This is a genomic window from Microbacterium sp. NPDC087589 (assembly GCF_044743635.1).
Lineage (GTDB): Bacteria > Actinomycetota > Actinomycetes > Actinomycetales > Microbacteriaceae > Microbacterium.
On record NZ_JBIUWV010000001.1, the window covers coordinates 931,494 to 958,065 of the forward strand.

The following is a 26,572-nucleotide window of genomic DNA, read 5'->3' on the forward strand; positions in this document are numbered from 1 at the left end:
CGTCCTGCTACTTCTTCTTCTTGCTCTGCGCCCGGCGCTGCTCTCGGTTGCCGGCAGGCGCTGCAGAGGGCTCCGTACGCTGACCGAATGCTCCTCGCGGACCATCCTCGCCCTCGGCGGGTTCGGCCGGCGTCTGACGCGCGGCAGCCGCCTGGCGGAGCTTCTCGGTCGCCGCCTGCTGCACCTGACCGCGGTCGTTGCGCACCTCGACCTCGCCGGCGTCGTTCGCCGCCGAGTACTCGAGGCGCTGATCTCCCGCACCTTCGACGAGTCCCTTGGCCTCCACCTCGGCGGTCTGCGAGTCACCTGCTCGGCGAACCTCGACCTCGAGGTTGTAGAGGTACCCGACGGACTCCTCTTTGATCTGCCCCATCATCGACTGGAACATCGCGTAGCCTTCACGCTGGTACTCGATCAGCGGGTCGCGCTGCGCCATGGCACGAAGACCGATGCCGTCCTTGAGGTAGTCCATCTCGTAGAGGTGGTCGCGCCAGCGGCGATCGAGCACCTGGAGCACGACCCGACGCTCGAGCTCGCGGGTGGCCGCTTCTCCGAGAGACTCCTCGCGGGTCTCGTACGCGATCTTCGCGTCGGAGAGCAGCTCTCGCGTCAGCCCGTCCGCAGTGATCCCACCCTTGCGACCGGCGGCCTCCGACACGACCTCGTCGATCGTCACGCTGACCGGATAGAGCGTCTTGAGCTCCGTCCAGAGCGCGTCGAAGTCCCAGCTCTCGTTGTGGCCCTCGCCTGTGTGATCGCGCACGACGCCGCTGATCGCGTCTTCGATGAAGTGCTGGACCCGGTCGGCGATGTCGTCGCCCTGCAGGATGTGGCGGCGGTCGGCGTAGATCGCCTCTCGCTGACGGTTCAGGACGTCGTCGTACTTGAGGACGTTCTTGCGCATCTCGGCGTTGCGGGACTCGACCTGCGACTGAGCGCTCCGAATCGCCCGCGACACGAGACCCGACTCGATCGGGACGTCGTCGGGGAAGTTGGTCCGAGCCAGGATCGCCTCAGCGGCCCCCGACTGGAACAGACGCATCAGGTCGTCGGTGAGGCTCAGGTAGAAGCGGCTCTCACCCGGATCGCCCTGACGACCGGAACGGCCGCGCAGCTGATTGTCGATTCGACGGGACTCGTGGCGCTCGGTGCCCAGAACGTAGAGACCGCCGGCCTCGATGACCTTCTCGGCCTCCTCGGCGACGATCGCCTTCATCGCCTCGTAGGTCTCGTCCCACGCGACCTCGTACTCCTCGGGCGTCTCGACCGGGTCGAGACCCTTGCCCTTGAGATCCTGCACGGCGAGGAATTCGGCGTTGCCGCCGAGCATGATGTCGGTTCCACGACCGGCCATGTTGGTGGCGACGGTGACGGCACCGAGGCGTCCTGCTCGCGCCACGATCTCTGCCTCACGCGCGTGGTTCTTCGCGTTCAGGACCTCGTGCTTGACGCCCTTCTTGGCGAGGAGTCGCGACAGGTACTCGCTCTTCTCGACGCTGACCGTGCCGACGAGCACAGGCTGGCCGTTCGCGTGGCGCTCGGCGATGTCCTCGACGACCTGGGCGAACTTGGCGGTCTCGTTCTTATAGACGAGATCGGACTGATCCTTGCGGACCATCGGCCGGTTCGTGGGGATCGGGATGACGCCCAGCTTGTAAGTCGACATGAACTCGGCAGCCTCGGTCTCGGCGGTACCGGTCATGCCTGCGAGCTTGTCGTAGAGGCGGAAGTAGTTCTGCAGCGTGACCGTGGCGAGAGTCTGATTCTCGGCCTTGACAGGCACGGCCTCCTTCGCCTCGATGGCCTGGTGGATGCCTTCGTTGTAGCGGCGCCCGACCAGGATGCGGCCGGTGTGCTCATCGACGATCATGACCTCGTCGTTCATGACGACGTAGTCGGTGTCCTTCTTGAACAGCGCGAGGGCCTTGATCGAGTTGTTGAGGAAGGAGATCAGCGGGGTGTTCGCTGACTCGTACAGGTTGTCGATGCCGAGGTAGTCCTCGACCTTCTCGATCCCGGGCTCGAGCACGCCGACAGTGCGCTTCTTCTCGTCGACCTCGTAGTCGATGCCGGCTTCGAGAGTGCGGGCGATCTTCGCGAACTCGGCGAACCAGCGGTTGGCCTCTCCCGACGACGGGCCGGAGATGATCAGCGGCGTCCGTGCCTCGTCGATGAGGATCGAGTCGACCTCGTCGACGATCGCGAAGTAGTGCTCGCGCTGGACGAGGTCTTCCTTGCGCCACGCCATGTTGTCGCGGAGGTAGTCGAAGCCGAACTCGTTGTTCGTGCCGTAGGTGATGTCAGACGCATACTGCTCGCGGCGCACGGCCGGAGTCTGACCCGAGACGATGATTCCCGTCGACATGCCGAGTGCCCGGTAGACGCGGCCCATCAGCTCGGCCTGGTAGCTCGCGAGGAAGTCGTTGACCGTGATCACGTGGACGCCCTCGCCCGCGATCGCATTCAGGTAGGCCGGGAACGTGGCGACCAGAGTCTTGCCTTCACCGGTCTTCATCTCGGCGATGTTGCCGAGGTGAAGAGCGGCACCACCCATGATCTGCACGTCGTATGCACGCATTCCGAGCGTGCGCTTCGCCGCCTCACGCACTGCGGCAAACGCCTCGGGCATGAGCTGGTCGAGCGACTCGCCCTTCGCGAACCGCTCGCGCAGCTCGACGGTCTCGTTGCGCAGTTCATCGTCCGTGAGCTTGGAGATGTCCTCTTCCAGCGCGTTCACGGCCTTCACCACCTGGTTCAGGCGGCGAATGACCCGCCCTTCTCCCGCGCGCAGCAGCTTCTCAAGAGGATTCGCCACAGATGTCATCTCCCTGTCGATGGTTCCGGCGGCGCCGCTTGTCGGGCGCGTGCCAGGCATACTTTGCCATGTTACCGGTCCGTGACCTGCACGTCGTCTGCATGGCGCGCCGCCATGACGTTTCCGAGTATGTATATATTGATCCACGACACCGGGAGGTCCATATGTCGGTCAGACAGAGTCTGCTCGCGATTCTCGCGCAGGGCCCCTGCTACGGATATCAGCTGCGCCACGAATTCGACCGCCGCACCGGTTCGGTCTGGCCGCTCAACGTCGGTCAGATCTACAACACGCTCGAGCGCCTCGAGCGCGACGGACTCGTCGAGCGCGGAGCGGCCGATCTGCACGGCCACGTGTACTGGGAGATCACCGACGCCGGCGCATTCGAGGTCGACCGTTGGTTGGCATCCCCCGTTGCACGGAGTCAGGCCACACGCGACGAGCTCGCGATCAAGCTCGCCGTCGCGGCGACCCTTCCGGGCGCGGACGCGACCCGCGTGATCTCGGCCCAGCGGGCCGCGTCGGAGAAGCGCCTCGGGGAGCTCACCACGGCCAGGGAGTCACGCGAGGACGACAGCGCCCAGGGGCTCGCGTGGTCGCTCGTCGTCGACTCGATGATCTTCACCGCAGAGGCCGAGCTCCGCTGGCTCGATCATGTGCAGACGCGTCTGGCACAGCATCCCCAGCACGCGCTCGCCCTGGAGCTGACGACCGAGCGACCGAAGCGCGGCCGGCCGGCGAGGGCAGAGGTCGCGGCGCTGGTCTGAGCACAGTTCGCCTGGAGCGGATGCACAGCCAGGGTTGCCGCCCGGGAAACTAGGATCAGTCCTATGGCTGGAATATGGGGCAGACGCAAACGCGAGCAGGAACAGCTCGCCGCACAGGACGCCGACCTGGCTCGCCGCGCAGAGCAGGCGCTCGTGTCCGCGGACGAGCGCATCAGGAGCACCTCTGACGAGTTGGCATTCGCAGAGGCCGAGCTCGGCGAGCAGCTGACTCGGGACCTGAAGAAAGCACTGAGCGCCGTGCGCACTCACCTGCGCGAGGCCTTTCAGCTCCACCAGCTCAACCACGACGAGATCCCCGACACTCCCGAGGAGCTCCGCACCCGCAACGCCCGGATCATGCAGCTGTGCGACTGGGCGCAGGATCTGCTCGATGAGAAGACATCGGACCTCGAGACATCGATCTCGAAGGTGCGCCGAGCGCCAGAGGTCATCGCCCAGGTTCGAGCGGATGCCGAGACACTGAGCGCGCGAATCCCGCACACCAACGAGACCGTCGCCCGTCTGTCCTCCCGCTACTCGGACTCGGCGATGCACCAGATCACGGCCAGTGCGGCTGAAGCCGAGCAGCTGATCGCCTTCGCCACTCATGGCGCGGCAATCTCGGAGCGGCGTCGCGCCGCCAAGCAGAACGAGGAGGCGAATCTCGCCCTGGAGACCGCCACCGAAGCGACACGCCGCGCCTCCGCTCTCCTCGATGCCGTGGAGGACTTCGAGATCGAGGCGCTGCGTGCGGAGTCGACCCTCGCCGAGGTCGTCGCCGACTCCAGGAACGACCTCATCGCAGCACGGACCGCACCGCAGGTGCCGGCCGTCGCTGCCGCGGTCTCCGCCCTGCAGGACGCTCTCAGTGCCCTGTCACCCGCCGGCTCACCCGGAGACCCCTTCGCGGAGCTGTCGCGGCTGCGCGAGGCGAACACGGCTCTCGACGACGCGATCGCCACCGCCCGCCACCGTGAAGCGCACCCGCTGCCCAGCATCCAGCAGGTGCAGCATGCGATCGACGACGCGGACCGCCAGCTCGGTGTCGCGCGCGGACTCATCGCCGGGCACCGTGGCTGGATCGGTGCAGATGCCCGCACCCGTCTCGCAGAGGCCGAGAGGCTGCGCGTCGATCTCTCGGACCTGCTTCCGGCGGAGGAGACCCGCGACGAGGCATTGGCCAGCGCTCGACGCGTGGCGCACCTCGCCTCGGAAGCCCTGCAACTCGCTCAGCGTGACATCGATTCATCCCGACCGCAGGACCAGGGCTGGGGCGGCGGCGACGGCTGGGGCGGCGGCGGCTGGAGGGGTGGTGGCCGACGCGGCGGGGGCAGCGACGTCGCCTCCGGGATTCTGGGCGGTCTAGTGATCGGGAGCATTCTCGACGGGATCTTCGACTGAACCCTCACGAGCAAGATACGACGACGGCCCGGCTCCTTCTGGAGCCGGGCCGTCGTCGTATCAGCCTCAGGAGGCGAGCGCCTCAGTGGGCGGAGCCTGCGTCTCGAGCGCGATCACGCCGTAGTCCCAGCCCTTGCGCCGGTAGACGACGCTCGGGTGATCGGTGCGCACGTCGACGAACAGGAAGAAGTCGTGTCCGACGAGCTCCATGCGGTCGACCGCCTCTTCGACCGTCATCCATTCCGCCCCGAAGTTCTTGGTGCGGATGACCACCGGCGAGTAGACCTCGTCATCGTCGTTCTGGATCGGAACCGTGCCGGTCGCGACCGCGCGAAGCACCTCCACGGATGCCGGCTGGACGTCGATGCCCTCCAGCGCGCCGCTCTCCTTCTCGAAGTGCGCCCCACGCGGATGCTGACGTCCGTCGACTCGCTTCTCCTTCGCCCGGCGAAGCTGTTCGGCCATCTTGTCGACGGCCATGTCGAGTGCGACGAACTTGTCTCCGTCCGTGGCCTCGGCGCGCACGACGGGACCCTTGCTGACGAGCGTCAGCTCGACGGTCTCATCCGGCACGTGACCGTTGCGATACACCCGGTGGGTGACCTTGACATCCAGCCGTTGCGCACGTGACGCGAACGTCTGGATCTTGGCGATCTTCTCTTCGACAACGGTTCGGAATCGATCGGTGATACCCACCCCGACGCCAACGATGCTCGTTTCCATTGCTGCCTCCTTGTCCCGGTCCTCCCGGCCAAGGGCGGACCGTGGTCGCCTTGTGAACCCCAACGGTAGTCCGCCTGACCTCGGAAGTCACGGGTCATTTGCTGCGTGTCTCCGATGCGTTCGCATTCTGTTCGCCGAGACGAGGTGTCGCGGCGAGCGCGACCGCCGAGACGACGCGGACGCCGGCGTCTCTCAACGTGCGAGCCGCCTCATCGAAAGTCGCTCCCGTGGTCACGACATCATCCACCAGCACGACGGCCTGGCCTCCGGTCATCCGTCGCGATCGCATGCTCCCCCGCACATTCTCTGCCCTGCCGGCCGAGTCGAGTCCGCGCTGATCCGTGCGTCGGCCTCGCAGCACGAGCAGGCGATGGGGTGCCGCACCCGCCCGTCGGATCAGAAGCTCGGGGACGCGGTAGCCCCGTCGCCGGAACGCGCTCCGCGACGTCGGGATCGGCACCAGGCGCACCGGATCATCGATCGCGGCCTGTGCCGCGATGACCTCGGCGAGAACCTCGCCCACCGCCGCTCCGAGCGGGCGGGCGAGCATGGTCTCTCCGTCATCCTTGAGCCTGCGGATGCAGCGGGCTGCGATCGACTCGAACGGCATGGCGGCCCGGACGAGCAGACCGGCCGGCGTGCGTCGCACGAGGGGCGTGGCGCGGATGCCCTGCCGACAGGCGTCGCACAGCAGCGTCTCGGGTCGGTCGCAGCCCGCGCAGGTCGCCGCGAGCAGAAGCGCGAGCACCTCGACGCCGATGGCGTGGGCGAGCGGATGCGACGGCATCCGTCGATCCTGCCGCACAGGCCCGACGCCCCGATCCCAGACCGATGCGGATCCCGCGCGCTGTGAACGCGCAGCCCCCACCGACCTGCCGTGCAGAGACAGTCGCTCTCAGTGACCTGCTCTGGTGGCGAGAAGAGAGACTCCGGTGATCGACTCGCTCCACGCCGACCCCGTTCGCGCGAACACGGCTCCGTCCGCGCCGAGAACCCGGAGCCCGGTGGCGGATCGCGAGCCAGCGATGGACACCGCACCCGTCGGAGCGACTTCGGCTGATCCCGGACCTCCGACGACCTGCGTGACGACCATCCGGTCGGCGGGGTCGGTGAGGAGGCCCAGTCGGTCGGCTCCCAGCCAGACGAGGCCCACAGCGCTGCCGTCGAGCTGCGCCAGCGGTTCGGTCGGTCCGAGTTCGATGGGCAGCCCCGTCTCGTCCCGGATCACCGAGGAGACGACTATCCAGCGCTCGCCTCCGATCACGACGGCGGCTGCCACCCTGGCGCCATCGGCCGACACTCGGATGGCGGAGACCGCCGATGCTTCGGGCCACGCCCCCGCGATGCTCTGCGGGGCGACATCGCTGCCGATCGCCTGCAGAGAGGCGGGAGCATTCGACGGCACCGACCAGGTGTAGTCGTAGGGGTCCATCGACGGCCGCACCAGCGACGGGCGTGCATCGAGTTCGTCGAAGCCGCCGTCGCCGGCGAGCCAGACATGTCCGTCGATCAACTGCACGGCAGCGCGCGAGCTGTCGGCCGAGACGTCGATCGCTGCGACCGGCTGACCGGCGTTGAGGATCTGATCCGTGACACCGGGTATCGGGGTGATCTCACCGCCCACGAGCATCCCGAACGTCCCGTCCTTCACGACGAGGCTGCCGGCATCAGCCGCGTCGGTCACGACCTCGACGACGCCCGCTTCCAACGCCCGGCCGTCGACCGTGAAGCGCACCTGATCGATCTGCACCCCTGCAGCGACGAGGGTGGCCTGAAGCTGTGTGCGCATGCGCGCGAGGGTCGTCGGTTCGAGACCGAGTGCAGCGCGGTTCAATGCGACGTCGGCGATCTGATCCTGGTCGATCGGCACGGCGTCGCGGGCGAGCTGCACCGCCTGGGGGAACGCGCTCTGCACCGCCGGGTCGAGCCACGGGCTCGGCACACCGCCGATCAGTGACTGCGCGATGGTCGTGGCAACCGTGGCGCGCCTGGGGAACCAGCGCACGTCGGGGACGAGCCGCTCCCACGTCTGATCGAAGTACTGCAGCGCATAGTCGTCGTAGACGCGCGAGAACCTCGACTCGTCGATCACGACGCCGTCCGGGGCCTCGGCGATTCGCCACTGGCCCTCGGTGCGCTCGACCACGAAGGCCGAGTTCGACGCGCCGGACGCCTCGGAGTACGCCCCGGTCGCGTCGACGCTCGCCACCTGGTCGAACGCGACCCTCACGTCCGCCGTATCGCCGTCGTCGACCTCGTCGTCGTCTTCGTCGTCGAGGTTCGAGGTGAAGGAGCGCGTCGCGGCGCTCATGTCGATCGAGACTCCCGTGTTCGGACGCCAGGTCGACGCGAGCTCGGGGGTGAGGAACGTCCGAGCGGTGTCCCAGTTGTCAGCCGGAGTGATCGCGGCCTCCATGAAGCCCTCGACGATCTCCTCAGGGCTCGCACCGTCCACAGGGCCCGAAGCCAGCGGAAGGAAGTCCTGTCCCTCCGGAGGCGCACCGAGTGGGATCCCGCGTTGCACGTCTCCCGTCGTCGGGAGACCCGTGCATGCGGACAGGAGGAGTGCAGCCGCCGCGATCGCGATCCCACGCAGAGCCTGTCGAGTCTTGGACGTCATTCGATGCTCCCTCGGTCGAAGAGCTCTGCCGGCACGTCGGCGAGCTGTATCGGCTGCGTGGCGTCATCGATATCGGCGAAAGTCTCCTGCGGCTCGATCGGCACGGGCGAGGGTCCATCCGTCGCGTCGCCCCTGCGAGGAAGAGTCAGGACGAAGTTGGTGCCGACCCCGAGCTCGGACCAGACGTCGAGTGAACCACCGTGCAGAGTCGCGTCGCCGAGCGCGATCGACAGCCCGAGCCCCGTGCCCCCGAGCGTGCGCTGGCGAGACGGGTCCGCGCGCCAGAATCTGTCGAACACCCTCTCCGCATCGGCCGGATCCATGCCGAGACCGAAGTCGCGGACGCCGGCGGCCACCGCATGCTGGTTGCTGTCGACGGTGATCACGATCGGCCGTCCCTCGCCGTGCTCGATCGCATTGCCGATCAGGTTGCGCAGCACTCGGCGCACCCTGCGCGGATCCATGTCCACAGGCGAGTACCCGCCCGGAGCCACGAGTCTCAGCTGGCTGCCGCGGTCGTCGGCGAGGGGCTGCATCTGCTCGATGATGTCCTCCGCGAGGTGCGCGAGGCTCGTCGCCTCGAGTTCGAGCTGCACGGAGCCGGCGTCGTAGCGACTGATCTCGAGCAGATCCGACAGCAATGTCTCGAACCGCTGCACCTGCGTGTGCAGGAGCTCGGCGGTGCGTGCGGTCGTCGGGTCGAACTCACCCCGCTGATCGTTCAGCATGTCGGCGGCGAGACGGATCGTGGTGAGAGGTGTGCGCAGCTCATGCGACACGTCCGAGACGAAGCGCTGCTGCACGAGCGACAGCTCGCCCAGTTCTTTGATCTGGGACTCGATGCTGTCGGCCATGGCGTTGAAAGAGCGCCCGAGAGTGGCTATCTCGTCTTCACCGTGCACGTCGATGCGCACTCCGAGGTCGCCCGACGCCAGACGCGCGCTGGTCTCTGCGGCCTCGACGATGGGTGTCGACACCGTGCGGAGAACGATGAAGGAGATCACGGCGACGATCGCGACGAGGCCGATGCCGGCGACCCAGAGGGTGCGCTGCACGAAGACCAGGGTGTTGTCGGCATCAGCGAGGTCGTAGGCGAAGTAGATCTCGAACGGACCGGCCTCGGGCACGCGCAGCTGCTGGCCGACGATGATCCCCGGCACCTCTCGACCGCCGACCTCGAGTGGCACGGACTGCCACGACTGCCAGTCGTCGAACTCGACCACCCTGTTTCTGAGGCCGGAGCTGATCAGATTGTCACTGAGTCCTGCGGTGAAGCCGTTGAGCGCGACGTCCGGGTCGACGTCCATGCGGAATCCGGCGAGACCCTCAGCCGTCGAATTGCGCCCCAGGTCTTCCTGCACGCTGTCCCACAGCTCGGGCAGGGCTGCCGGGTCGTCGCCGAGCGCCGTGGCGTCGAGGGTCGCCTGCGCCTGATTCACCGAGCGTGCTGCGTCATCGAGCGCCTCGTTCTTGCGCGACTCGAACAGATCGTTCTGGATCACGAGAGCCATCGTCACGCAGGTGATCAGAATCGCGGTCGACGTCAACAGCAGCGTGATCGTCAGCGTCCGGAATCGCAGGGAGCTCCGCCACAGCGCTCGAAGGACGCTCGGCCAACCACGCCAGTCGCGGATGACAGCGACCGCCGTGGTGGTCGCTGTGGTCGCGGCCATGGTGGGCCTAGCCCGCGCCCCCGGCACGGTAGCCGACGCCCCGCACCGTCATGACGATCTTGGGGTTGTCCGGGTCGAGCTCGACCTTCGCGCGCAGGCGCTGCACATGCACGTTCACCAGCCGGGTGTCGGCCTTGTAGTGATAGCCCCACACCTGCTCGAGCAGCATCTCTCGCGAGAACACCTGCTGCGGCTTCGAAGCCAGGGCGACGAGGAGCTGGAACTCCAGAGGCGTCAGGGCGATCGGAGCCGTGCCACGGCGCACCTCGTGGGCGTCGACGTCTACGGTGAGGTCTCCCACTCGCAGCTGCTCCCCCACGTTCTGCGACGTGGGCCGCAGCCGCGTTCGGATGCGCGCGACGAGCTCCTTCGGGTTGAAGGGCTTGACGATGTAGTCATCGGCTCCGACCTCGAGGCCGCGCACCACATCGGCCGTATCACTGCGGGCCGTGAGCATGATGACGGGGACTCCGGATTCGGCGCGGATCCGCGAGCAGATCTCGATGCCATCCATGCCCGGCAGCATCAGGTCGAGCAGCACGAGGTCCGGGCGCTGCGTGCGCCACTCATCGACCGCCCGCGCACCGTCGGCGCAGAACACCGGTTCGAAGCCCTCGGTGCGCAGCACGATGCCGATCATCTCGGCGAGCGCGGTGTCGTCGTCGACCACAAGAATGCGTGAGGTCATAACTGTTACCTTATGGCACTCAGTACCACGGCCCCCATGTCTACGCGCCGACGGGTCTTGTGACACGATGGGAGCGCACGACGGAGGGAGTGCCGGTGAGCGGCCAGACGTGGACCCCTGCCCCGAAGAAGGGCATCATTCCGCTGCATCCGCTGACGTTCGGGATGCTGCTGAGCAAGTCGTTCGCCGCGCTGCGACACAACCCCAAAGTCCTCTTCGGGTTCGGCGTCGTGATCCAGCTCGCCGTCGTCGTGTTGAGCGCCACGGTGATGGGCTTCGTGTTCGTCACGACGTTCACGCGGCTCGAGTCGCTCTCGCCGTCCTCTCCGGACTTCGAGGCGGTGTTCGCAGGCACCATCGCGATGAACATCGTCGCCGGCATCGCCGTGGGGCTCGCGTCCGTCGCATTCACCGCCCTGATGCAGGGCGTCGTCGCCGCCGAGATCGGATTCGCCGCGATCGGTGTGAAGGCGAGCCTCAAGACCCTCTGGCGCAAGATGATCCCGTCGTTCTGGCGGCTGGCGGCATTCGCGTCGCTGTCCGTCATCTTCGTCTTCGGCGTGATCGTGATCCTCTTCGTCATCATCGCCGGCTTTGTCGCGAGTGGGCTCGGCGGTTCCGTCGAAGCCATCGGCGGCATCGTCATCCTCGTCCTGGTGCTGCTGCTCGCCATCATCCCGCTCATCGTGTGGCTCACGACCAAACTGCTCCTCGTGCCGTCGATCCTCGTGCTCGAGCGCGCGAAGTTCCGCGACGCGCTCGTGCGATCATGGCGCCTCACCCGGGGTCGTTTCTGGATCGCCTGGGGAGTCACCTTCCTGATCGGCGCCATCATGGGTGTCGCGATGCAGCTCGTGAATCTGCCCGTCTCGCTGGTCAGCTCGATGCTCGGATCGATCATCGCCCCGACCGGCTCCGCCGACACCGCGGCGATCATGGGCTTCGTCTTCGCGCTCCTCGCCCCGCAGATCCTGCTGCTCGTGCTGCAGGCCATCACCCTCGTGGTGCAGAGCACCGCCGGCACCCTGGTGTACCTCGACAGCCGGATGCGGTACGAGGGGCTCGACCAGGCGCTGATCAGTCACGTCGAGAGACGCGATCTCGGATGGACGGATGAGCAGCTCGGCGATCCGTTCATCGTCGACTCTGAACGCGCCGTCACGAGCGCTCCGCCGCCGAAGCAGGTCCCGGAGTGGGCGACGATGACACCCGCCGGCTATGAGATGCAGCAGTACCCGGGGCAGCAGTACCCGGGGCAGCAGTACCCGGGGCAGCAGTACCCGGGAGCGGGATACCCGGCGCAGGCGTACCAGGGCCAGCCGCCCTATGCACAGCAGTACCCGGCACAGCAGTACCCGGCACAGCAGTACCCGGCACAGCCGCCGTATCCGGGAGCGGTGGCACAGAGCCCGCCTCAGCCGCCCGCGGGCGCCTCAGAGCCGCCCGCGTACTCGCCCCCTCCTGCTTCTGCTCCCCCGGCCGCCTCAGGGTCGCCTGACGATTCCACCTGGGCCGCGCCGGGAGCAGGCAGCGAAGGATCTGCATGATCCGCTCGCTCGACGACGTGCGGATCCCCGACGGAGACGAAGCGCGGCAGTGGGCCGAGCGGGAGCTCTCCGATCCGCGCTATGCCGACGCGAAGCCCACCTGGTTCGACCTCGTCGCGCGCGATGTCGGACGGTTCCTCGCCGATCTCTTCAGCTCCGACAACGGCGCCAGCGTCGGGCCCTCTGCCCTGATCATCGTGAGCATCATCGTCTTCGGTGCGCTCGTGGCAGCCCTCATCATCTGGGGCCGCCCCCGCCGCGCTCAGGGGATACGCCGGCCCGGGGCCGGCCTCCTCGGCGCAGAAGACGACCGCTCAGCCGCGCAATTGAGAGCAGATGCCGATCGCTGCGCTCGCGGAGGCGACTGGGACGAGGCGACCATCCTGCGATTCCGTGCGCTCGCCAGAGGGCTGCTCGAGCGCGACCTCATCGATCCCTCCCCAGGAGCGACCGCACAGGCGATCGCTCGCGAGGTCTCGGTCGTCTTCCCCGCAGAGACCATGCCCGTCCGCCAAGCCGCGGTCTCTTTCGATGACGTTCGCTACCTCCGGCACCCGGCGACCGCTGAGAGCTATGCCGAACTCGCGGCCACCGACGACCGGCTCAGCGCGCTGCGCCCAGAGGCGGTGACCGCGTGAGCGTTCTCGAGCAGCGCGATGCCCCGACCTCGACGGCCGAACGTGCACCTCGCGGAACACGATCGCGGTCTCTGCTCGGATGGGCGATCGTCGTGGCGCTCGTTCTCGGAGGCGTCTTCGTGGCCATACAGGTCGGTGTGCGCATGCCCGATCAGCGCGGCTCACTCGACCCTGAGAGCGTGGGAGATTCCGGAGCCATGGCCATCGCCCAGATCCTGGAGGACAACGGCGTCGAGGTCTCAGTCTTCCGCTCACGGGATGAGGCACGAGCCGCGCTCGATGACGACACCACGCTCGTGATGGCCAATCCGTACACGCTCACAGACGAGGCGATCTCCGAGCTGATCGAGCCGGCGGACCGAGTCGTGTTCCTCTCGAGCAGCACGCACCTGCTGAATCTCCTGCGCATCGGCGACAACGCCACGCCGGACTCGACCCCGGTGCAGGCCGAGTGCGGCGCCCCCGAGTTCGCTGAGGTCGGCACCATCCGCCCCGATCGGCTGTTCACACCGGCCGACGGCGTGGAGGGCTGTTTCGGCACCGGCGGCGCGGCCGCCGTGCTCATCGACGAGAGAGACGACACGACGCGGGCTGTGGTCGAGGGCGCGCGCCTCTTCAGCAACGCCTACCTCGCGGAGGACGGAAACGCCGCCCTCGCACTCGCTCTGCTCGGTCAGACCGACCGGATCGTCTGGTATGTGCCCAGCTTCGGCGACACCGACATCGAAGGCGAGACCGAGGACACGCTCGGCTCGCTCACCCCCGGATGGGTGACACCCGCCATCCTGCTGCTGATGATCGCCGGCGTCGCGGCGGCGCTGTGGCGCGGTCAGCGCTTCGGTCCGCTCGTCTCCGAGACCCTTCCGGTCACCGTACGCGCCTCGGAGACGATGCACGGACGGGCCCGCTTGACCGCCAAGGCAGGTGACGCCCCACATGCGGCGGAGGCTATCCGCGACGGCAGCAGGCGCCGGCTCGCCCGCCGACTCGGACTCGCCGTCACCGCCGGCGCCGAAGAGGTCGCGGATGCCGCAGCCGATCGGCTGCGCATCCCGCGCGGATCTCTGCACGACCTGCTCGGGGGCGCGACACCCGCCGACGACCCATCGCTGATCGATCTCGCGCGACGTCTGCAGGAGCTCGAGAGCGCGGTCGACGCCTCCTCCTTCACGGAACGGACATCTGAATGATCCACCGATCCCACCCAACCGCCGTCCATCCATCCGAACGGAAGCCGAGGACACCACGTGACCACTGAGACATTCGACGACGCCGAGCTGCGTCAGGCCATGCATCGTGTGCGCACCGAGGTCGACAAGGCCGTCGTCGGCCAGGCGGGCACCGTGACCGGCCTGCTGGTGTCGCTGCTGGCCCGAGGACATGTGCTTCTCGAGGGCGTGCCCGGCGTGGCGAAGACGCTCGTCGTGCGCTCGTTCGCGCGCGCGCTGAGCCTCGACACGAAGCGCGTGCAGTTCACACCCGATCTCATGCCCGGCGACGTCACAGGCTCGCTCGTGTACGACGCTCGCACGGGCGAGTTCGACTTCCGTGCGGGTCCGGTGTTCACGAACATCCTGCTCGCCGACGAGATCAACCGCACGCCCCCGAAGACGCAGGCCGCCCTGCTCGAGGCGATGGAGGAGCGTCAGGTGTCGGCCGACGGCGTCAGCCGACAGCTGCCCGATCCCTTCCTCGTCGCGGCGACGCAGAACCCGATCGAGCACGAGGGCACCTACTCGCTTCCGGAAGCGCAGCTCGACCGCTTCCTGATGAAGCTCGTCGTGGGCATGCCGGAGCGGGACGCCGAGGTGTCGGTGCTCCGCAAACACGCGTCGGGCTTCTCTCCTCGCGAGCTCACCGGCGTCGAGGCCACCGTCTCCGCCGACGAGATCCGGGCGGCGCAGGATGCGGCCGGGCGCGTAGAGGTCACCGATGACGTCCTCGGCTACGTCGTCGATCTCGCCAGGGCGACCAGGCAGTCGCCCTCGGTCGAGCTCGGCGCGAGTCCTCGCGCCTCGACGGGCCTGCTGGCGGCCGCGAAGGCGTGGGCGTGGCTCAACGCATCGACCGCAGTCACCCCTGATCACGTGCAGACCATGCTCGTTCCGGTCTGGCGGCACCGACTGCAGCTGCGTCCGGACGCGCAGATGGAGGGCGTGTCGGCGGATGCCGTGCTCACGTCCGTCGTGCAGCAGACCAGGGTGCCGATCTAGGTGTTCGTCACCGGCCGTCTCGCGCTTGCCGTCGCCGTCGGCATCGTCCCGCTCGTCCTCGCCGGACTCGCGGAGTTCCCGCCCTATGCCGCGCTGGGCATCTGGGTGCTGCTGTGCGTGCTCCTGGTAGTGCTCGACGTGCTGCTGGCACCGAACCCTCGCTCCGTCATCGTGACGAGACGCGTGCCGACCCGCGCCCGGATCGGAGAACTGGTTCCTGTGAGCGTCGCGCTGCAGAATCAGGGCAGCCGCACCCTCCACGCGGTGATTCGCGATGCGTGGCAGCCGACGGCAGGGGCGGGCGAAGCGCGTCAGCGACTCAGCATCCCGCCGGGTGAACGGCGCCGCGTCTCGATGCCGCTGCTGCCCAGGCGTCGAGGGGAGCTCGCGAGCGAATTCGTGATGATCCGGTCGCGCGGTCCGCTCGGACTGGCCGGACGGCAGGCCCGCCACATGGTCCGCGGCACCATCAGGGTGCTCCCCGCCTTCTCGTCGCGCAAGCACCTGCCCTCGCGGCTCGCACGGCTGCGCGAGCTGGACGGCAACACGAGCATCCAGGTGCGCGGCCAGGGAACCGAGTTCGACTCCCTCCGAGAATACGTCCGAGGCGACGACGTGCGGTCCATCGACTGGCGGGCGACGGCGCGGGCAGGAACCACGATGCTGCGGACCTGGCGACCTGAGCGCGACCGCCACGTCGTGATCATCATCGACACGGGGCGCACTGCGGCCGCCCGTGTCGGCGACGGCACGAGGGTCGACGCCGCCCTCGAGGCGTCCCTGCTGCTCGCCGCGCTCGCCGCACGAGCGGGTGACCACGTGCATCTGCTCATGTACGACCGCGTCGTGCGGGCTCGCGTCACCGGTGTCGACGGCACCGCGCTTCTCCCCGCGCTGACGGACGCGATGGCCCCGGTGCACGCTCGACTCGTCGACACCGATTGGCCGGGCGCATTCGCCGCGGTTCGCACCCTCACGACCCGCCCGGCGCTGATAGTGGTGCTCACGGCGCAGGATGCCGCCGAGTCGGCTCGCGGATTCCTCGGCGCCTTCCCCGACGCGAGCAGGGCGACGTCCATCCTCGTCGGATCCGTCACCGACGACGGCATCGCGGATCTCGCGGTGCAGCGCGGTTCACGGGAGGAGATCTACCTCGCGGCGGCCGCCGAACGCACCATGCGCGATGCGGAGAACGTGGCCGATGCGGTACGTCGCGCCGGAGGCGAGGCCATCGCCGCCGACCCCGAGTCTCTGCCTCCCAGAATCGCCGACCGGTACCTCGAGCTCAAGGCCGCCGGACGGCTGTGAGCCGCCCGGGGATCAGCCGGCGAGAAGTCGCGGGGTCCCCGCCTCGTACTCGACGAGGTCTCCGGTCTCGCCTCGGCGATGGGCACGACCGCCGATGACGAGCATGTAGATCAGGAACGCGGCGAGCGCAGCGACGCCGATGCCGATCTTGATGGGCCAGGGCAGCGCCCACCCGGTCACGAAACCCTCGATCAGGCCTGAGACGAAGAGTGCGAAGACGAGTCCGATCGCGACCGTGGCGAGCGAGCGTCCCTCTGCGGCGAGAGATTCGCCTCGCGAACGGTGCCCCGGAGCGACCCACGACCAGAACAGGTGGAGTCCGCCCGCCGCGGCGACGAAGATCGACGTCATCTCGAGAAGGCCGTGCGGGAGGATGTAGAGGATCATCACATCGACCTGGTCGTGGGCGGCCATGACGGCGCCGGAGACTCCGAGACCCATCGCATTCTGCACCAGGACGTAGATCGGCCAGAGTCCGGTGATGCCGAACAGGACGCACTGCAGTGCGATCCAGGCGTTGTTGAACCAGACCATGCCCATGAACTCCGCTGCGGGGTTCTCGGTGTAGTAGCCGGTGAAGCTCTCATCGGCGTACTGCTCGAGAAGATCCGGCGGGCCGAGGGTGGCGAGGAGCGCGGGGTCTGCTGAGATCCACGCGGCGGTGCCGACCACGATCGCGATGAACGACACAGCGACGACGAGAGTGGTCCAGCGCAGCCGGTACAGAGCGGCCGGCAGCTGCCTGGAGAAGAAGCGGCCCGTCTGGGTGAGGATGTTGTCGGACGCGCCCGTGAGACGCAGCCGCGCGCGCACGAGGATCGTCGAGAGGTACGCACCCTGAGGAGATTCGCCCACCGAGGTCTTGAGCTCGGCCAGATCAGCGGATGCCGCGCGGTATCGGACGATCAGCTCATCGACGTCCGCCCCGTCGAGCCGGGCGCGGCTCAACTGATCGAGTCGCTCCCACTCGGCGCGGCGTGCATCTGTCAACGCATCGGCATCCACCTGATTTACTGTACTCATGTCCGCCGCGCTCGATGCATCCGACGAGGTCCTCTCCGGAGAAGCCGTCGCGATCGACGTGCAGCCGATCGGCTTCGTTCTGCGAGCCGCGGGGGCGATCATCGACCTCCTGGTCGGCATCGCCGTCTTCCTGCTCACCCTGTTCCTGCGGATCTGGCTGCTCGACATCGGCGTGCTCAACCAGGCGACCGACACGATCGCCCTGATCGCTTCGATCGTGATCAGCTTCGTGGTGCTGCCGATCACGATGGAGGTCGCGCTCAAGGGCCGCAGCCTCGGCAAACTCGCGGTGGGCGGTCGCATCGTTCGCCTCGACGGGGGTGCGACCGGATTCCGGCACGCCTTCATCCGGGCGCTTCTCGGCGTTCTGGAGATCTACATGACGCTGGGCAGCGTCGCGGTGCTCGCCGGGGCGTTCAGCGCCCGATCGCAGCGCCTCGGAGACATGGTCGCCGGCACCTACAGCCAACGCGTGCGGACGCCGAAGCTCACCGCCAGCGCCCCGGTGCTGCCGCCGATGCTCGCCGGCTGGGCGCAGATCGCCGATGTGGCCCGTCTGCCCGACCGCCTCGCCCGTCGTATCTCGCAGTTCCTGCAGAGCGCTCCGCGCATGGTGCCGACTGCGCGAGCGAGGGTGGCGCAGGACCTGCTCGCCGAGGCCTCGCCCTTCGTCTCTCCCCTGCCCCAGGCTGCGCCCGAGGTCGCGCTCATCGGCATCACCGTGCTCCGGCGAGAACGGGAGCACAGGGCGCTGCAGAACGCCGATCGCCGAGCGGAGAAGCTCACCGGTCGTCGCGTCGGCGTCTGAGGACTCATCCCGTCGGACCGTGCGCAGGCGCAGGTCAGAATCGGATGGCGTCGATCACCTTCACCCGCAGTGCGACCAGCGCCGGGATGAAGCCCGCGACGGCACCCACTAGGATCGACGCCGCGAGACCGACGAAAGCCGCTCGCATCGGGAACGGCGGGACGTCCTGGATACCGTAGAAGAGCGAAGTCACCACCCAATCGGAGCGGAGCACCGCGACCACGATCGCGATGCCGACGAGACCGGCCACCGTGGTCGCCACGAGGCTCTCGAGGAACACCGAGAAGAAGACGCGTCCCGACGTCGCCCCGAACGCTCGGCGCACGCCGATCTCACGCACCCGCTGCCGCATCGCGACCAGCTGGATGTTGATCAGGCTCAGCGCGCCGAGCCCGAGGATCACGGCGGCGATGCCGCCGGTGACCATCTCGAACGTCGCCTGTGCGTCGAGAGCCCCGGGTTGGGCCGCCCAGTCCGATCGGCTGACCGACACCGTCTGTCCTTCCGGAAGCCCTGCGCGCAGGTCCATCGCGAGCACGGGTGCGATCTCGTCGACCTGCCCCTGCCCGAGCCAGATCTCATACTGCGGCCATGCTGCCTCCGGCAGTGCATCGACGCGAGCACGATAGGCGTCGTAGAGGATGTCGACGCGCAGCTCCTCGTCGCCGAACCCCTGCCGAGGAACGACACCCACGACCTGATATGTGCCCCCTGCCGGCCCCGCGAGTGTCAGAGTCGGATGCTGAGCGACGGGTGTCCGTCCGATGCGGTCCCACAGCGCCTCTGTGATCACGACCGGCGGCGAGAGCGCGGCGGAATCGGCATCCCGCATCCAGCGTCCTTCGAGCAGCTGCTCGCGGTGGATCTCCGAGTAGAGCGGGTCGATCAATCGCGAGTTGACATCGACGATGCCATCAGGAAGCTGCACGGGGACGACCAAGCCCTGCGCTATGCGCGCGGTGTGGCTGAACTCGAATCGCTCGGTGACTCCGGTGAACCGCTCATCGAAGGCGTCGAAGTCGACGGGCGCGCCATCGTCGCTGCTGATCGTGACGACCAGCGTCGCCGCCCGACCGCCCCAGCGGTCCGACTGCTCGGCCTGGAATTGGCGCTGATACTCGGAGATCGCGACGACGCCGGTGAGCGCCGCCACCGAGACTGCGATGCCGATCAGGCTGAGCAGCACCCGCAGCTTGTGCACGCGGATCTCCGACCAGGCGTCCGAGAGCGCACCGAGGATGCCGGTCATGACGCTGCTCCCCTGCGCGAGTACGGCATGGCCGGGATATCGGGCGTGGTGGAAGGCGCAGATGCCCCCGAATCCGCGGATGCGGCAGAGGGGACGGAGGCTGAGAGAGTGGAGGCCTCGAAGGCGCGGCTGAGGTCCGCCGTCTCGAGGACTCCGGCGTCGAGCCGGTAGTGCCGTCGAGCGCGGGCAGCCACGTGGAGGTCGTGCGTGATCGTCACGAGTGCGGCGTCGGTCTCGGTCGCCACCTGGTCGAGCAACGACATGACCGACGCCCCCGTGTCGATGTCGAGAGCCCCGGTCGGCTCATCCGCCAGGATCAGCACGGGGCGACGCACGAGAGCCCTCGCTATCGCGACCCGCTGCTGCTCGCCACCGGAGAGGCGGTCGGCGACCTGCTCGATCCGATGGCCGAGGCCGACCCGCTCGAGCATGTCAGCGGCGATCTGTCTTCTGTTCCAGAACATCCGACCCCGGGCGTGTCCGAGCGGCATCATCACGTTGTCGAGTGCAGTGCGCCCAGGCAGCAGATTGAACTGCTGGAAGACGAAGCCGACGTTGTCGCCGCGCAGCCTGTCCAGCCGCCCCGAGCGCATTCGCCGCACTTCGCGGTCTTCGAACGACACGGACCCGGTGGTCGGCGCATCGAGCATTCCGAGGATGTTGAGCAGCGTCGACTTGCCCGAACCCGACCTGCCGACGATCGAGACGTGGTCGCCGGCACTCACCTCGAGCGTGATGCCCCGCAGGATCTGCAGTTCCGAGTCATCGGCAAGCCATACGCTCTTCGTCACATCGCTGAGCGCGACGAGCGTCACCAGCTGACCCCGCTGTCGCACTGCTCGACTCCGGGCTCGATCTCGTAGCAGAACTCCTCGACCGGTGCGACGAATCCGGGAACGAACTGCCTGATCGATTCGCCCTCTTCGAGGCCGGAGACCACCTCGACCATAGTGCCGTCGTTGACGCCGAGCTCGACCGGGCGCTCCTCGGGTTCGGCGCCATCGCCGGCATCGACCCATACATTCCCCGTGCCGGCACCGCCCTGCACCGCAGTCACCGGGACCACCAGGGCGTCATCGACCTGTCCGAGCGCGAGATCCATCGTCGCAGGAAGACCGGCGAAGACGACCTGGTCGCCGGTCACCGCGCATCGGACGCTCGCGGTTCCCTCGGCGCTCACCTGCACCCGGACTCCTGTGCAGGCGAACGGCGCGGGTCCGCCGGTGATGGTCACCGACGCCTCGGACGGCGCGTTCACCAGGCGATACAGCTGCACCGGTTCCACCGTCGCGAGCAGGTGGTAGCGCGCCGGCGTGAGCGTGAAGATCTCGGTTCCCGCAGACGTCGCCTGCCCCTTCACCAACGCGATCTCCGAGACATCACCCGCCTCGGATGCGACGACGTCCACGTCCCTCTTCGGTTCGTCCTGCCTGATCGTGAAGAGCTTCTGGCCCGCCGCGACAGCCGCGCCCTCCGGCACGTGCACCGCGATGACCGTGCCGGTGACCTCGGTACGCACCGGGAAGGCGTCGTCACGGGCGACGTTGCCGCTCAGGGTGAGGGCGTTCACGACGGATCCTCGCTCGACCGGGATGATCGGGTCTCCTATCGACGCCTCAGGACTGACCATCGCCTCGCTGCTGTCAGGGAAGAACGCGATCTTCACGAGCGCTGCCGCGCACGCCCCGAAGACGAGCACGAGAAGAAGGGGGAAGATCCAGCGTCGCCAGACGATCACAGCTGCCTTTCCGGCGGCGCCGCCCTGGCGCATCCGCGGTCAGCGTAGCCGCATGCGTCGAAGACTCACCGCCGCGGGGCGGCGTGTCTATCCACCGAAGTGAAGAACTCAGGCGCGCAGCGCCTCATGTCGGATCACGAGCCAGCCAGCGGGCACGGAGAGCCGATCCGCGTGCTGCGCGCACAGGTCGTGAGCGTTCGGATGCCGCGCGGTGCCCAGCGGCCCGAGCGCCGCCATCTGGTCGCCGTAATCGTAGGTGAGCGTCGCCACGGCTTCACGCGCGCAGCCGACCTTCGAGCAGAGTCTTCCGTCCATTCACGCCAGGCTACGTCCAGGTTCTCCGGACGAGCGGATGCCGCGCCGCCCCGGCCGACAGACTCGGCCTAGACTTTCGCTATGCCCCGTCGTCCCCGCACCCCCGCCGCACCCCGACGCGGCGCCAGGCACGGACGCCACGGACGCCTCGGACGCAGTGAGGTCGTGCGCCCTCCGCTGGCCCCGCTCGACGGGCGCATCGACCGGTTCGATCTGACGGTCGGCACGGCGGTGGAGTTCCTGCGCGGCACCTGGCCGGAGCTGCAGGAGGTGCGGTTCGAGATCGGCGCCATGCCCGCCTTCGATGCCACAGACGAGGTGCCGCGCTGGCACCTCGATCCTGAGAAGGCGCGGATCGTGCTCTTCCGACTCCCGATCGAGCGGCTGCTGCCGCCCGGCCACGACGACGGCGCTCACCGGAGGATGGCCATCGAGAGCGCCGTCTTCAGAGCCGCGGCGGAGTACGTCGGCCGCGAACCCTGGGACCTCGGCGGCCACGACCACTGAGGTCGCTGAACCGCCTCACCGAACCGATCGTCACGGGTAGACGGTGATGCTCTGCTGCGCCCCCGGCGCGGGCCAGACGGGCCAGGCCGCGAGCTCGCCGGCGCCGGTCATGGTGACTGACGCATGCACGGGTGCCGACGTCGACATCGAGTAGACCGTGCGCGGCTCCACATCGACCGATGCGGAGGACCCGGCAGGCACGGTGACCTCGATCGGGTCTCCCCCCGCTGCAGGCGCGACCTGCACCACCGCGTCGGCATCCTCGCGATTGACGAGCACGAGGCGGGGACTCGGACCGGCAGGAACGGCCACGTAGACGTCATCCTCGAGCGCCGGGGCCGGTGTGACCCAGGCGAAGTCATCCTGCGGGCCGACGACGTCCTGCTGTCTCACTCCGGCGAGCACGGGGTTGTCGGATTCGATGCTCATCGTGTAGCTCCCCGGAGAGAGCGCCGACAGTGACAGCTCCGTCGGCACATCGGCGGTGAGCGGCACCACCAACTCGTCGGCGATGACCGACGATCCGACCGCGCTGACCCTCACCACGGCTTGGGAATCGACCTCAGGCGACATCAGACGCAGAACCGCCATGTCGGCATTGTCGCCCTGGTTCTCGAAGACCTCGATCCCCGGAAGCACCGGCTGACGCTGCGCGGCGGGCACCGCATCCTGCAGATCGATACCCGCTGGGTCGAGGGTTCGAGTCAGGGACGACTGGAGCACCGCGCGCACCGGCGCGCCCGTCGCCGTCACCTTGACGATCGGGAAGTCCGAACCGGCGGCGATCGATGTCAGCGGGAGCGCGATCTGCGACTCTGCGGGGACGATGACGGTGCTCAATGCCCGCACCGACCCGTACACGCCGAGCGACACCGTGGAGGGAACGACGCCCGGATTGGTGAGAACCACGAGATCCTCTGTCCCGGTGGCGACAGTTCCGCCCACGAGCCAGGATTCGATGCTCGCAGGGCGACAGGGAGCCGCGGCGAGACCGGACAGGTCCTCCTCTGTCAGACTGGCGGACTCCGTCGCGCCGAGCAACGGCGCTCGGCGCGCGTCGACGGTGCCGACGAGGCGCTGAGCGGATCCACCGTCGGCGAGGTCCCTCGCGGGCAGGGGACTCGACTCCGGTCGGCCCGAGGAACCCTCGACAGTCAGCGCGGGGGATGCGGCCGACACCATTTCCAGAGGGTTGGACGGATCACGTCCTACGGCGCGGAGATCTCCGTTGCACACGAGCACGGTGTCGCCCGGAATAGGCGTGACCTGTGCCTGGGCAGGTTCATGCACGACTGTCGGCCACGACGCGGTGATGCCGAACACGACGCCGACGACGCATGCCCCCGCCACGACGGCGCCTGTCAGCACACGAGCGCCGGTGGCCGCCACCCGGAATGCACGTTTCCCGGTCATCGTCGATCCCCCTCGTCCTGTTCGGAGTCTCGGTCGACAGGACCGGTCGTGCCCGCGGCGCGGGCGGAGTCATCGACGGCGTCGCCGGGGCCCTTCTCAGCATCGTGGTGTGGACCGCTCGATGAGGTGGTCTCGCGGTGCGCATCGATCTCCGGTGCCTCGGAGGATCCATCGCCCGTCGTCCCGTCGGCATCAGGGACTCCGGCATCCTCACCCGCCGGGTGCGGATCCTCATGGCTTTCGGGTCCTTCGCGGTCCTCGGGGTGTCGCGGCAGCACGAGCGGCTCTTCCGGCGCTCGTCCCACGATGCGAGACCTGGCGCGGGCCGCTCGCCGCGACGCACGCGTCGGCACCGACAGCAGCAACGCGGCGAGAACGAGCACGAGCTGGATCGTGATCACGAGGCGGGCCGTGGCCTGCTGAGCGGATGACAGCGGGGCGCGCGGCGATGCATCGGCCTCGAGCCGATAGAGCACACCGCGATCGGTGGAGCCGGCCTGGACGAACCCCGCCCGCTGGTCGAGCGACGTCACCGCCGCAGTGCGCAGAGAGCGAGCGCGATCGGATTCTTCGCCGGAGACCTGAGCGACCAGGACGTAGGAGATCCCCGTCTTCCCCAGTTCATCGGCCGCATCGAAATCCCGCGCCGAGAGCAGGTCGACCGCCAGCGTCGTGAGGTCGGCGCCGCGCAGTTCCGTCGCTGTCGAGAGGATCGTCGTCTGGGCGCTCAGTGTCTCGCTTCCGCCCCAGGCGACCTCGGTCGCGAGACCTCCGTCGTTCTGGGGGGTGAGCACGAGCGTGCCGATCTGACGATCAGCGCCCGCCTGTGCGGCGACGTACGCCGGCAGCGTCGACGCAGGGCCGTCGCGGAGTTCGGAGGAATCCGAGTGGAATGCGGCGAGCGCCGGAACCGCGCACACCGCGACCGACACTGCGGCGACCGCTGCGCTGAGGACTCGCACCCGCGGCATCGACAGCGCGGTGTCGAGAGTCACGAGAGCGGCTCCCGTGACCCCGACCCAGGCGAGACTGAGACCGGAGCCGGGCCAGATCGCGACAGGCACTCCCTGGGCGAAGGACACCGCGACGCCGACCGCGAGGAATGCGGTGGCAAGGCCCGAGAGCGCGACGACGAGAAGCGTGATGCCCGCTCGCCATCGCGGAGCGACCGACGACGCGAGAGCGAGGAGCGCGAGCGGGGCCAGCAGCACGCCGACCCACGGAGCGAGCTCGACGCCGAGCCAGGAGGCCCATCCGCCCATGTCCGCGGTGGGGAACCCCGTAGCCAGGGCGAGCCTGCCTGCCGCATCGGCTGTCGCCTGCGGACCGTTCCAGACCGAACCGGGATCCGCGAGCGCCGCGAGGACGTCTCCATTGCTGAGCTGCCAGAGCACGAGCGGAGCGAACAGGGCGACCGCAGGAACTGGCACCCAGAGCAGGCGGATGGCCCCGCGGATCCGCGCCCCGGCGAGAGTGATGCCGAGCGCGACGACCCACAGCAGCAGCAGCGCAGGGGCGAGCGACGGCGCGCACGCCGCCACCGCGGCGAAGAGGATGGATGCGGCTCCTGCCGCGCCCCACGAGCGGTGGGCGACAGCCGCTGCGTGGAAGAGCCAGGGCAGGAGGAGGTGCACCAGCACGCCGGCCGGACGGCCATCGACCAGCGCGGTGAGGAAGGTCGGCGCGAGCGCCCAGACGATCCCGGCGAAGATGCGCAGGCCTGCACGATCGGTCACCCGCGTGGCGGCGAACCAGCCGCCGAGCACAGCGAGAGGCAGCGCCAGCACCCAGAGGAGCACGAGCGAGAAGGAGGGGGCACCCGGCCAGAGCGAGCCGAGCACCGCGAGCACACCGGCGAACGGATCAGCCGGCCCCACGACGTCGACCCCGAGACCTCTCAGCCCCCAGGCGGCATCGCTCCAGAGCGCTCCGACCGTCTCGCGGAGCGGAAGCAGCGCTCCGCCCCCGAGCACCGGCCAGGCGAGGATCATGGTGAAGGTCGCGAGGCTGACCACGAGTGCGCCGAGCACCGCCCAGGCGCCACCGCCGGAGAAGAACCGAAGCTCGCTGGCAGCGCCGCCTTCGCTGCCGTGACCGTCGTCCAGCCGTCGACGCAGGTCGGAACTGCTCACCCGGAGCGGCGCGATGCTCGACCAGCTCGACGTCCGGAAGGAACGGATGCGCGCACGAGACCGAGCGATCGCGCCGAAGCGGAACATCGCTGTGACAGCAGCAGCCCACTCGGGGGCGACTGCCTCCGGCCGTTTGCTGACCAGATCGGTCATCGATCGCCAGAGCGCCAGCGGGAGCAGGCTCAACCAGTGCAGCGGCACGGCGATCGCCGGAGCATAGGCCAGCCGACGATGCAGCTGCGCGAGCCTGGTCGCGAACGCGCGCCTGCCTCGCGCGGTCGGCAACGCCCCTGGTCCGTCCGGCGAGACCGACACCCTCGCCGACGGCGCGAGCACGACGCGTCCGCCGCCCAGTCTGGCGCGGACTCCGAGATCGAGCCCCTGGTCCGCCCCGGCGAGGGCCGGATCCGGCGTAAGCGCGCCACGGACCTCGCCGCGGATCAGCATGCCGCGGATGTCTGCGCCCAGCGCGTCGTCGCTGCCATCGTGCTGTCCCTGGTCCAGCTCACCTGCGGCCAGCTCGACAGCGCGTCCGAGTGTCGTCATGCTGACTCCGAGGGAGACGATCTCGCGATCGTTGTCGGTATGCACGAGCTTCGGTGCCACGATCGCCGCAGACGGCGAACGTTCGAGGGTTCCGATCAGTCGCTCGAGAGCGCGCTCGTGAGGCGCGGTGTCCTGCGCGAGCAGCCAGACAGCACTCCCTTCGAGGACGCGGGGCCTGGCCAGCTCGACCGCGTCGGCGAAGGACGTGCTGCCGCGTGCCTGGATGATGCCTTCGACAGCGCTGGCGATGGCCCCGCTCTCGCGAGCCGAGGCCGCATCGCCGCACATCACCAGGGTGATGGCGGCTGGAGGTGTGGTCTGGGAGCGCAACGCATCGAGTGTGCGGAGCAGCTGCGCACGGGCGGAAGAACCGGGGCGCGCGACGATGATTGCATGAACTCGGGCTGGCATGACGTGGTCAGCCTAAGCGCGCGGCATGGGTCCGAGG

General features: G+C 68.5%; 22 protein-coding genes. 9 read left to right on the plus strand and 13 right to left on the minus strand.

What is annotated here, in order from left to right:
- Positions 1-7 precede the first annotated feature (7 nt).
- A complete protein-coding gene (gene secA, locus ACIOU8_RS04670) occupies positions 8-2,815 on the minus strand; it encodes a preprotein translocase subunit SecA (protein WP_400786324.1) in 2,808 nt (935 codons plus the stop codon).
- A gap of 164 nt (positions 2,816-2,979) precedes the next feature.
- Here secA and ACIOU8_RS04675 point away from each other — a divergent pair, with 164 nt between their 5' ends.
- Positions 2,980-3,582, plus strand: coding sequence for a PadR family transcriptional regulator (locus ACIOU8_RS04675; protein ID WP_400786326.1), 603 nt, complete (start codon positions 2,980-2,982; stop codon positions 3,580-3,582).
- Between the two features lie 63 nt (positions 3,583-3,645).
- Positions 3,646-4,983 (plus strand): hypothetical protein, encoded by a 1,338-nt coding sequence (locus ACIOU8_RS04680; RefSeq protein WP_400786328.1) that lies wholly within the window; start codon positions 3,646-3,648, stop codon positions 4,981-4,983.
- 66 nt (positions 4,984-5,049) lie between these two features.
- On the opposite strand, the gene hpf is transcribed toward ACIOU8_RS04680, so the two are convergent.
- The 5 genes from hpf to mtrA all read right to left on the minus strand — a co-directional run bounded on the left by hpf (position 5,050) and on the right by mtrA (position 10,687).
- On the minus strand, positions 5,050-5,706 hold the full coding sequence (hpf, locus tag ACIOU8_RS04685) for a ribosome hibernation-promoting factor, HPF/YfiA family (RefSeq protein ID WP_290160186.1): 657 nt from the start codon (positions 5,704-5,706) through the stop codon (positions 5,050-5,052).
- A gap of 94 nt (positions 5,707-5,800) precedes the next feature.
- Positions 5,801-6,493 carry a ComF family protein gene (locus ACIOU8_RS04690; RefSeq protein WP_400786331.1) on the minus strand — a complete coding sequence of 231 codons (693 nt, stop codon included), beginning with the start codon at positions 6,491-6,493 and terminating at the stop codon, positions 5,801-5,803.
- A 108-nt stretch (positions 6,494-6,601) separates the two neighbouring features.
- The gene (locus ACIOU8_RS04695) at positions 6,602-8,326 is read right to left on the minus strand and encodes a GerMN domain-containing protein (protein WP_400786333.1); all 1,725 of its coding nucleotides are present in this window, start codon (positions 8,324-8,326) and stop codon (positions 6,602-6,604) included.
- Positions 8,323-9,999 (minus strand): MtrAB system histidine kinase MtrB, encoded by a 1,677-nt coding sequence (mtrB, locus tag ACIOU8_RS04700; protein ID WP_400786335.1) that lies wholly within the window; start codon positions 9,997-9,999, stop codon positions 8,323-8,325. Before mtrB ends, ACIOU8_RS04695 begins: the two co-directional genes overlap by 4 nt.
- A gap of 7 nt (positions 10,000-10,006) precedes the next feature.
- Positions 10,007-10,687, minus strand: a complete 681-nt coding sequence (gene mtrA, locus ACIOU8_RS04705; RefSeq protein WP_056376242.1) for an MtrAB system response regulator MtrA — start codon at positions 10,685-10,687, stop codon at positions 10,007-10,009.
- A gap of 95 nt (positions 10,688-10,782) precedes the next feature.
- Here mtrA and ACIOU8_RS04710 point away from each other — a divergent pair, with 95 nt between their 5' ends.
- The 5 genes from ACIOU8_RS04710 to ACIOU8_RS04730 all read left to right on the plus strand — a co-directional run bounded on the left by ACIOU8_RS04710 (position 10,783) and on the right by ACIOU8_RS04730 (position 16,393).
- On the plus strand, positions 10,783-12,234 hold the full coding sequence (locus ACIOU8_RS04710; RefSeq protein ID WP_400786339.1) for a hypothetical protein: 1,452 nt from the start codon (positions 10,783-10,785) through the stop codon (positions 12,232-12,234).
- Entirely contained in the window at positions 12,231-12,872 is a 642-nt protein-coding gene (locus ACIOU8_RS04715; RefSeq protein WP_400786341.1) for a DUF4129 domain-containing protein, read from the plus strand. The genes ACIOU8_RS04710 and ACIOU8_RS04715 overlap by 4 nt, the downstream gene beginning before the upstream one ends.
- Entirely contained in the window at positions 12,869-14,062 is a 1,194-nt protein-coding gene (locus tag ACIOU8_RS04720; RefSeq protein ID WP_400786344.1) for a DUF4350 domain-containing protein, read from the plus strand. Before ACIOU8_RS04715 ends, ACIOU8_RS04720 begins: the two co-directional genes overlap by 4 nt.
- A gap of 99 nt (positions 14,063-14,161) precedes the next feature.
- A complete protein-coding gene (locus ACIOU8_RS04725; RefSeq protein ID WP_400786883.1) occupies positions 14,162-15,085 on the plus strand; it encodes an AAA family ATPase in 924 nt (307 codons plus the stop codon).
- Positions 15,086-16,393, plus strand: a complete 1,308-nt coding sequence (locus tag ACIOU8_RS04730; protein WP_400786346.1) for a DUF58 domain-containing protein — start codon at positions 15,086-15,088, stop codon at positions 16,391-16,393.
- 12 nt (positions 16,394-16,405) lie between these two features.
- On the opposite strand, the gene ACIOU8_RS04735 is transcribed toward ACIOU8_RS04730, so the two are convergent.
- Complete coding sequence (locus ACIOU8_RS04735; protein ID WP_400786886.1) at positions 16,406-17,398, minus strand: stage II sporulation protein M; 993 nt, start codon at positions 17,396-17,398, stop codon at positions 16,406-16,408.
- Positions 17,399-17,414: 16 nt separating this feature from the next.
- On the opposite strand from ACIOU8_RS04735, the gene ACIOU8_RS04740 reads away from it, so the two are divergent.
- Positions 17,415-18,224, plus strand: coding sequence for an RDD family protein (locus ACIOU8_RS04740; protein ID WP_400786348.1), 810 nt, complete (start codon positions 17,415-17,417; stop codon positions 18,222-18,224).
- Between the two features lie 34 nt (positions 18,225-18,258).
- Here the strand turns inward: ACIOU8_RS04740 and ACIOU8_RS04745 are convergent, their stop codons facing one another.
- From ACIOU8_RS04745 to ACIOU8_RS04760, 4 genes are all read right to left on the minus strand, one after another.
- The gene (locus ACIOU8_RS04745; protein WP_400786350.1) at positions 18,259-19,473 is read right to left on the minus strand and encodes an ABC transporter permease; all 1,215 of its coding nucleotides are present in this window, start codon (positions 19,471-19,473) and stop codon (positions 18,259-18,261) included.
- Positions 19,470-20,288 carry an ABC transporter ATP-binding protein gene (locus tag ACIOU8_RS04750; protein WP_400786352.1) on the minus strand — a complete coding sequence of 273 codons (819 nt, stop codon included), beginning with the start codon at positions 20,286-20,288 and terminating at the stop codon, positions 19,470-19,472. The genes ACIOU8_RS04745 and ACIOU8_RS04750 overlap by 4 nt, the downstream gene beginning before the upstream one ends.
- Positions 20,285-21,244 (minus strand): efflux RND transporter periplasmic adaptor subunit, encoded by a 960-nt coding sequence (locus ACIOU8_RS04755; RefSeq protein ID WP_400786354.1) that lies wholly within the window; start codon positions 21,242-21,244, stop codon positions 20,285-20,287. Before ACIOU8_RS04755 ends, ACIOU8_RS04750 begins: the two co-directional genes overlap by 4 nt.
- Positions 21,245-21,319: 75 nt before the next feature.
- A complete protein-coding gene (locus ACIOU8_RS04760) occupies positions 21,320-21,526 on the minus strand; it encodes a DUF3499 family protein (RefSeq protein ID WP_056376237.1) in 207 nt (68 codons plus the stop codon).
- A 165-nt stretch (positions 21,527-21,691) separates the two neighbouring features.
- Here ACIOU8_RS04760 and ACIOU8_RS04765 point away from each other — a divergent pair, with 165 nt between their 5' ends.
- Positions 21,692-22,033 carry a metallopeptidase family protein gene (locus tag ACIOU8_RS04765; RefSeq protein ID WP_400786889.1) on the plus strand — a complete coding sequence of 114 codons (342 nt, stop codon included), beginning with the start codon at positions 21,692-21,694 and terminating at the stop codon, positions 22,031-22,033.
- Positions 22,034-22,063: 30 nt separating this feature from the next.
- Here ACIOU8_RS04765 and ACIOU8_RS04770 read toward each other — a convergent pair whose 3' ends face one another.
- Both ACIOU8_RS04770 and ACIOU8_RS04775 read right to left on the minus strand, forming a co-directional pair.
- A complete protein-coding gene (locus ACIOU8_RS04770) occupies positions 22,064-23,446 on the minus strand; it encodes a DUF5719 family protein (RefSeq protein WP_400786356.1) in 1,383 nt (460 codons plus the stop codon).
- Positions 23,443-26,535 carry a glycosyltransferase gene (locus ACIOU8_RS04775; RefSeq protein WP_400786358.1) on the minus strand — a complete coding sequence of 1,031 codons (3,093 nt, stop codon included), beginning with the start codon at positions 26,533-26,535 and terminating at the stop codon, positions 23,443-23,445. The genes ACIOU8_RS04770 and ACIOU8_RS04775 overlap by 4 nt, the downstream gene beginning before the upstream one ends.
- Positions 26,536-26,572 lie beyond the last annotated feature (37 nt).

What these genes read in the sequence shown, in the direction of transcription:
- mtrA (WP_056376242.1), bottom strand. Translation starts at nt 10,687, where the DNA reads ATGACCTCACGCATTCTTGTGGTCGACGACGACACCGCGCTCGCCGAG.
- hpf (WP_290160186.1), bottom strand. Translation starts at nt 5,706, where the DNA reads ATGGAAACGAGCATCGTTGGCGTCGGGGTGGGTATCACCGATCGATTC.
- ACIOU8_RS04690 (WP_400786331.1), bottom strand. Translation starts at nt 6,493, where the DNA reads ATGCCGTCGCATCCGCTCGCCCACGCCATCGGCGTCGAGGTGCTCGCG.
- ACIOU8_RS04775 (WP_400786358.1), bottom strand. Translation starts at nt 26,535, where the DNA reads ATGCCAGCCCGAGTTCATGCAATCATCGTCGCGCGCCCCGGTTCTTCC.
- ACIOU8_RS04740 (WP_400786348.1), top strand. Translation starts at nt 17,415, where the DNA reads ATGTCCGCCGCGCTCGATGCATCCGACGAGGTCCTCTCCGGAGAAGCC.
- ACIOU8_RS04715 (WP_400786341.1), top strand. Translation starts at nt 12,231, where the DNA reads ATGATCCGCTCGCTCGACGACGTGCGGATCCCCGACGGAGACGAAGCG.
- ACIOU8_RS04675 (WP_400786326.1), top strand. Translation starts at nt 2,980, where the DNA reads ATGTCGGTCAGACAGAGTCTGCTCGCGATTCTCGCGCAGGGCCCCTGC.
- ACIOU8_RS04770 (WP_400786356.1), bottom strand. Translation starts at nt 23,446, where the DNA reads ATGACCGGGAAACGTGCATTCCGGGTGGCGGCCACCGGCGCTCGTGTG.
- ACIOU8_RS04755 (WP_400786354.1), bottom strand. Translation starts at nt 21,244, where the DNA reads ATGCGCCAGGGCGGCGCCGCCGGAAAGGCAGCTGTGATCGTCTGGCGA.
- ACIOU8_RS04680 (WP_400786328.1), top strand. Translation starts at nt 3,646, where the DNA reads ATGGCTGGAATATGGGGCAGACGCAAACGCGAGCAGGAACAGCTCGCC.
- ACIOU8_RS04695 (WP_400786333.1), bottom strand. Translation starts at nt 8,326, where the DNA reads ATGACGTCCAAGACTCGACAGGCTCTGCGTGGGATCGCGATCGCGGCG.
- mtrB (WP_400786335.1), bottom strand. Translation starts at nt 9,999, where the DNA reads ATGGCCGCGACCACAGCGACCACCACGGCGGTCGCTGTCATCCGCGAC.
- ACIOU8_RS04760 (WP_056376237.1), bottom strand. Translation starts at nt 21,526, where the DNA reads ATGGACGGAAGACTCTGCTCGAAGGTCGGCTGCGCGCGTGAAGCCGTG.
- ACIOU8_RS04745 (WP_400786350.1), bottom strand. Translation starts at nt 19,473, where the DNA reads ATGACCGGCATCCTCGGTGCGCTCTCGGACGCCTGGTCGGAGATCCGC.
- ACIOU8_RS04725 (WP_400786883.1), top strand. Translation starts at nt 14,162, where the DNA reads ATGCATCGTGTGCGCACCGAGGTCGACAAGGCCGTCGTCGGCCAGGCG.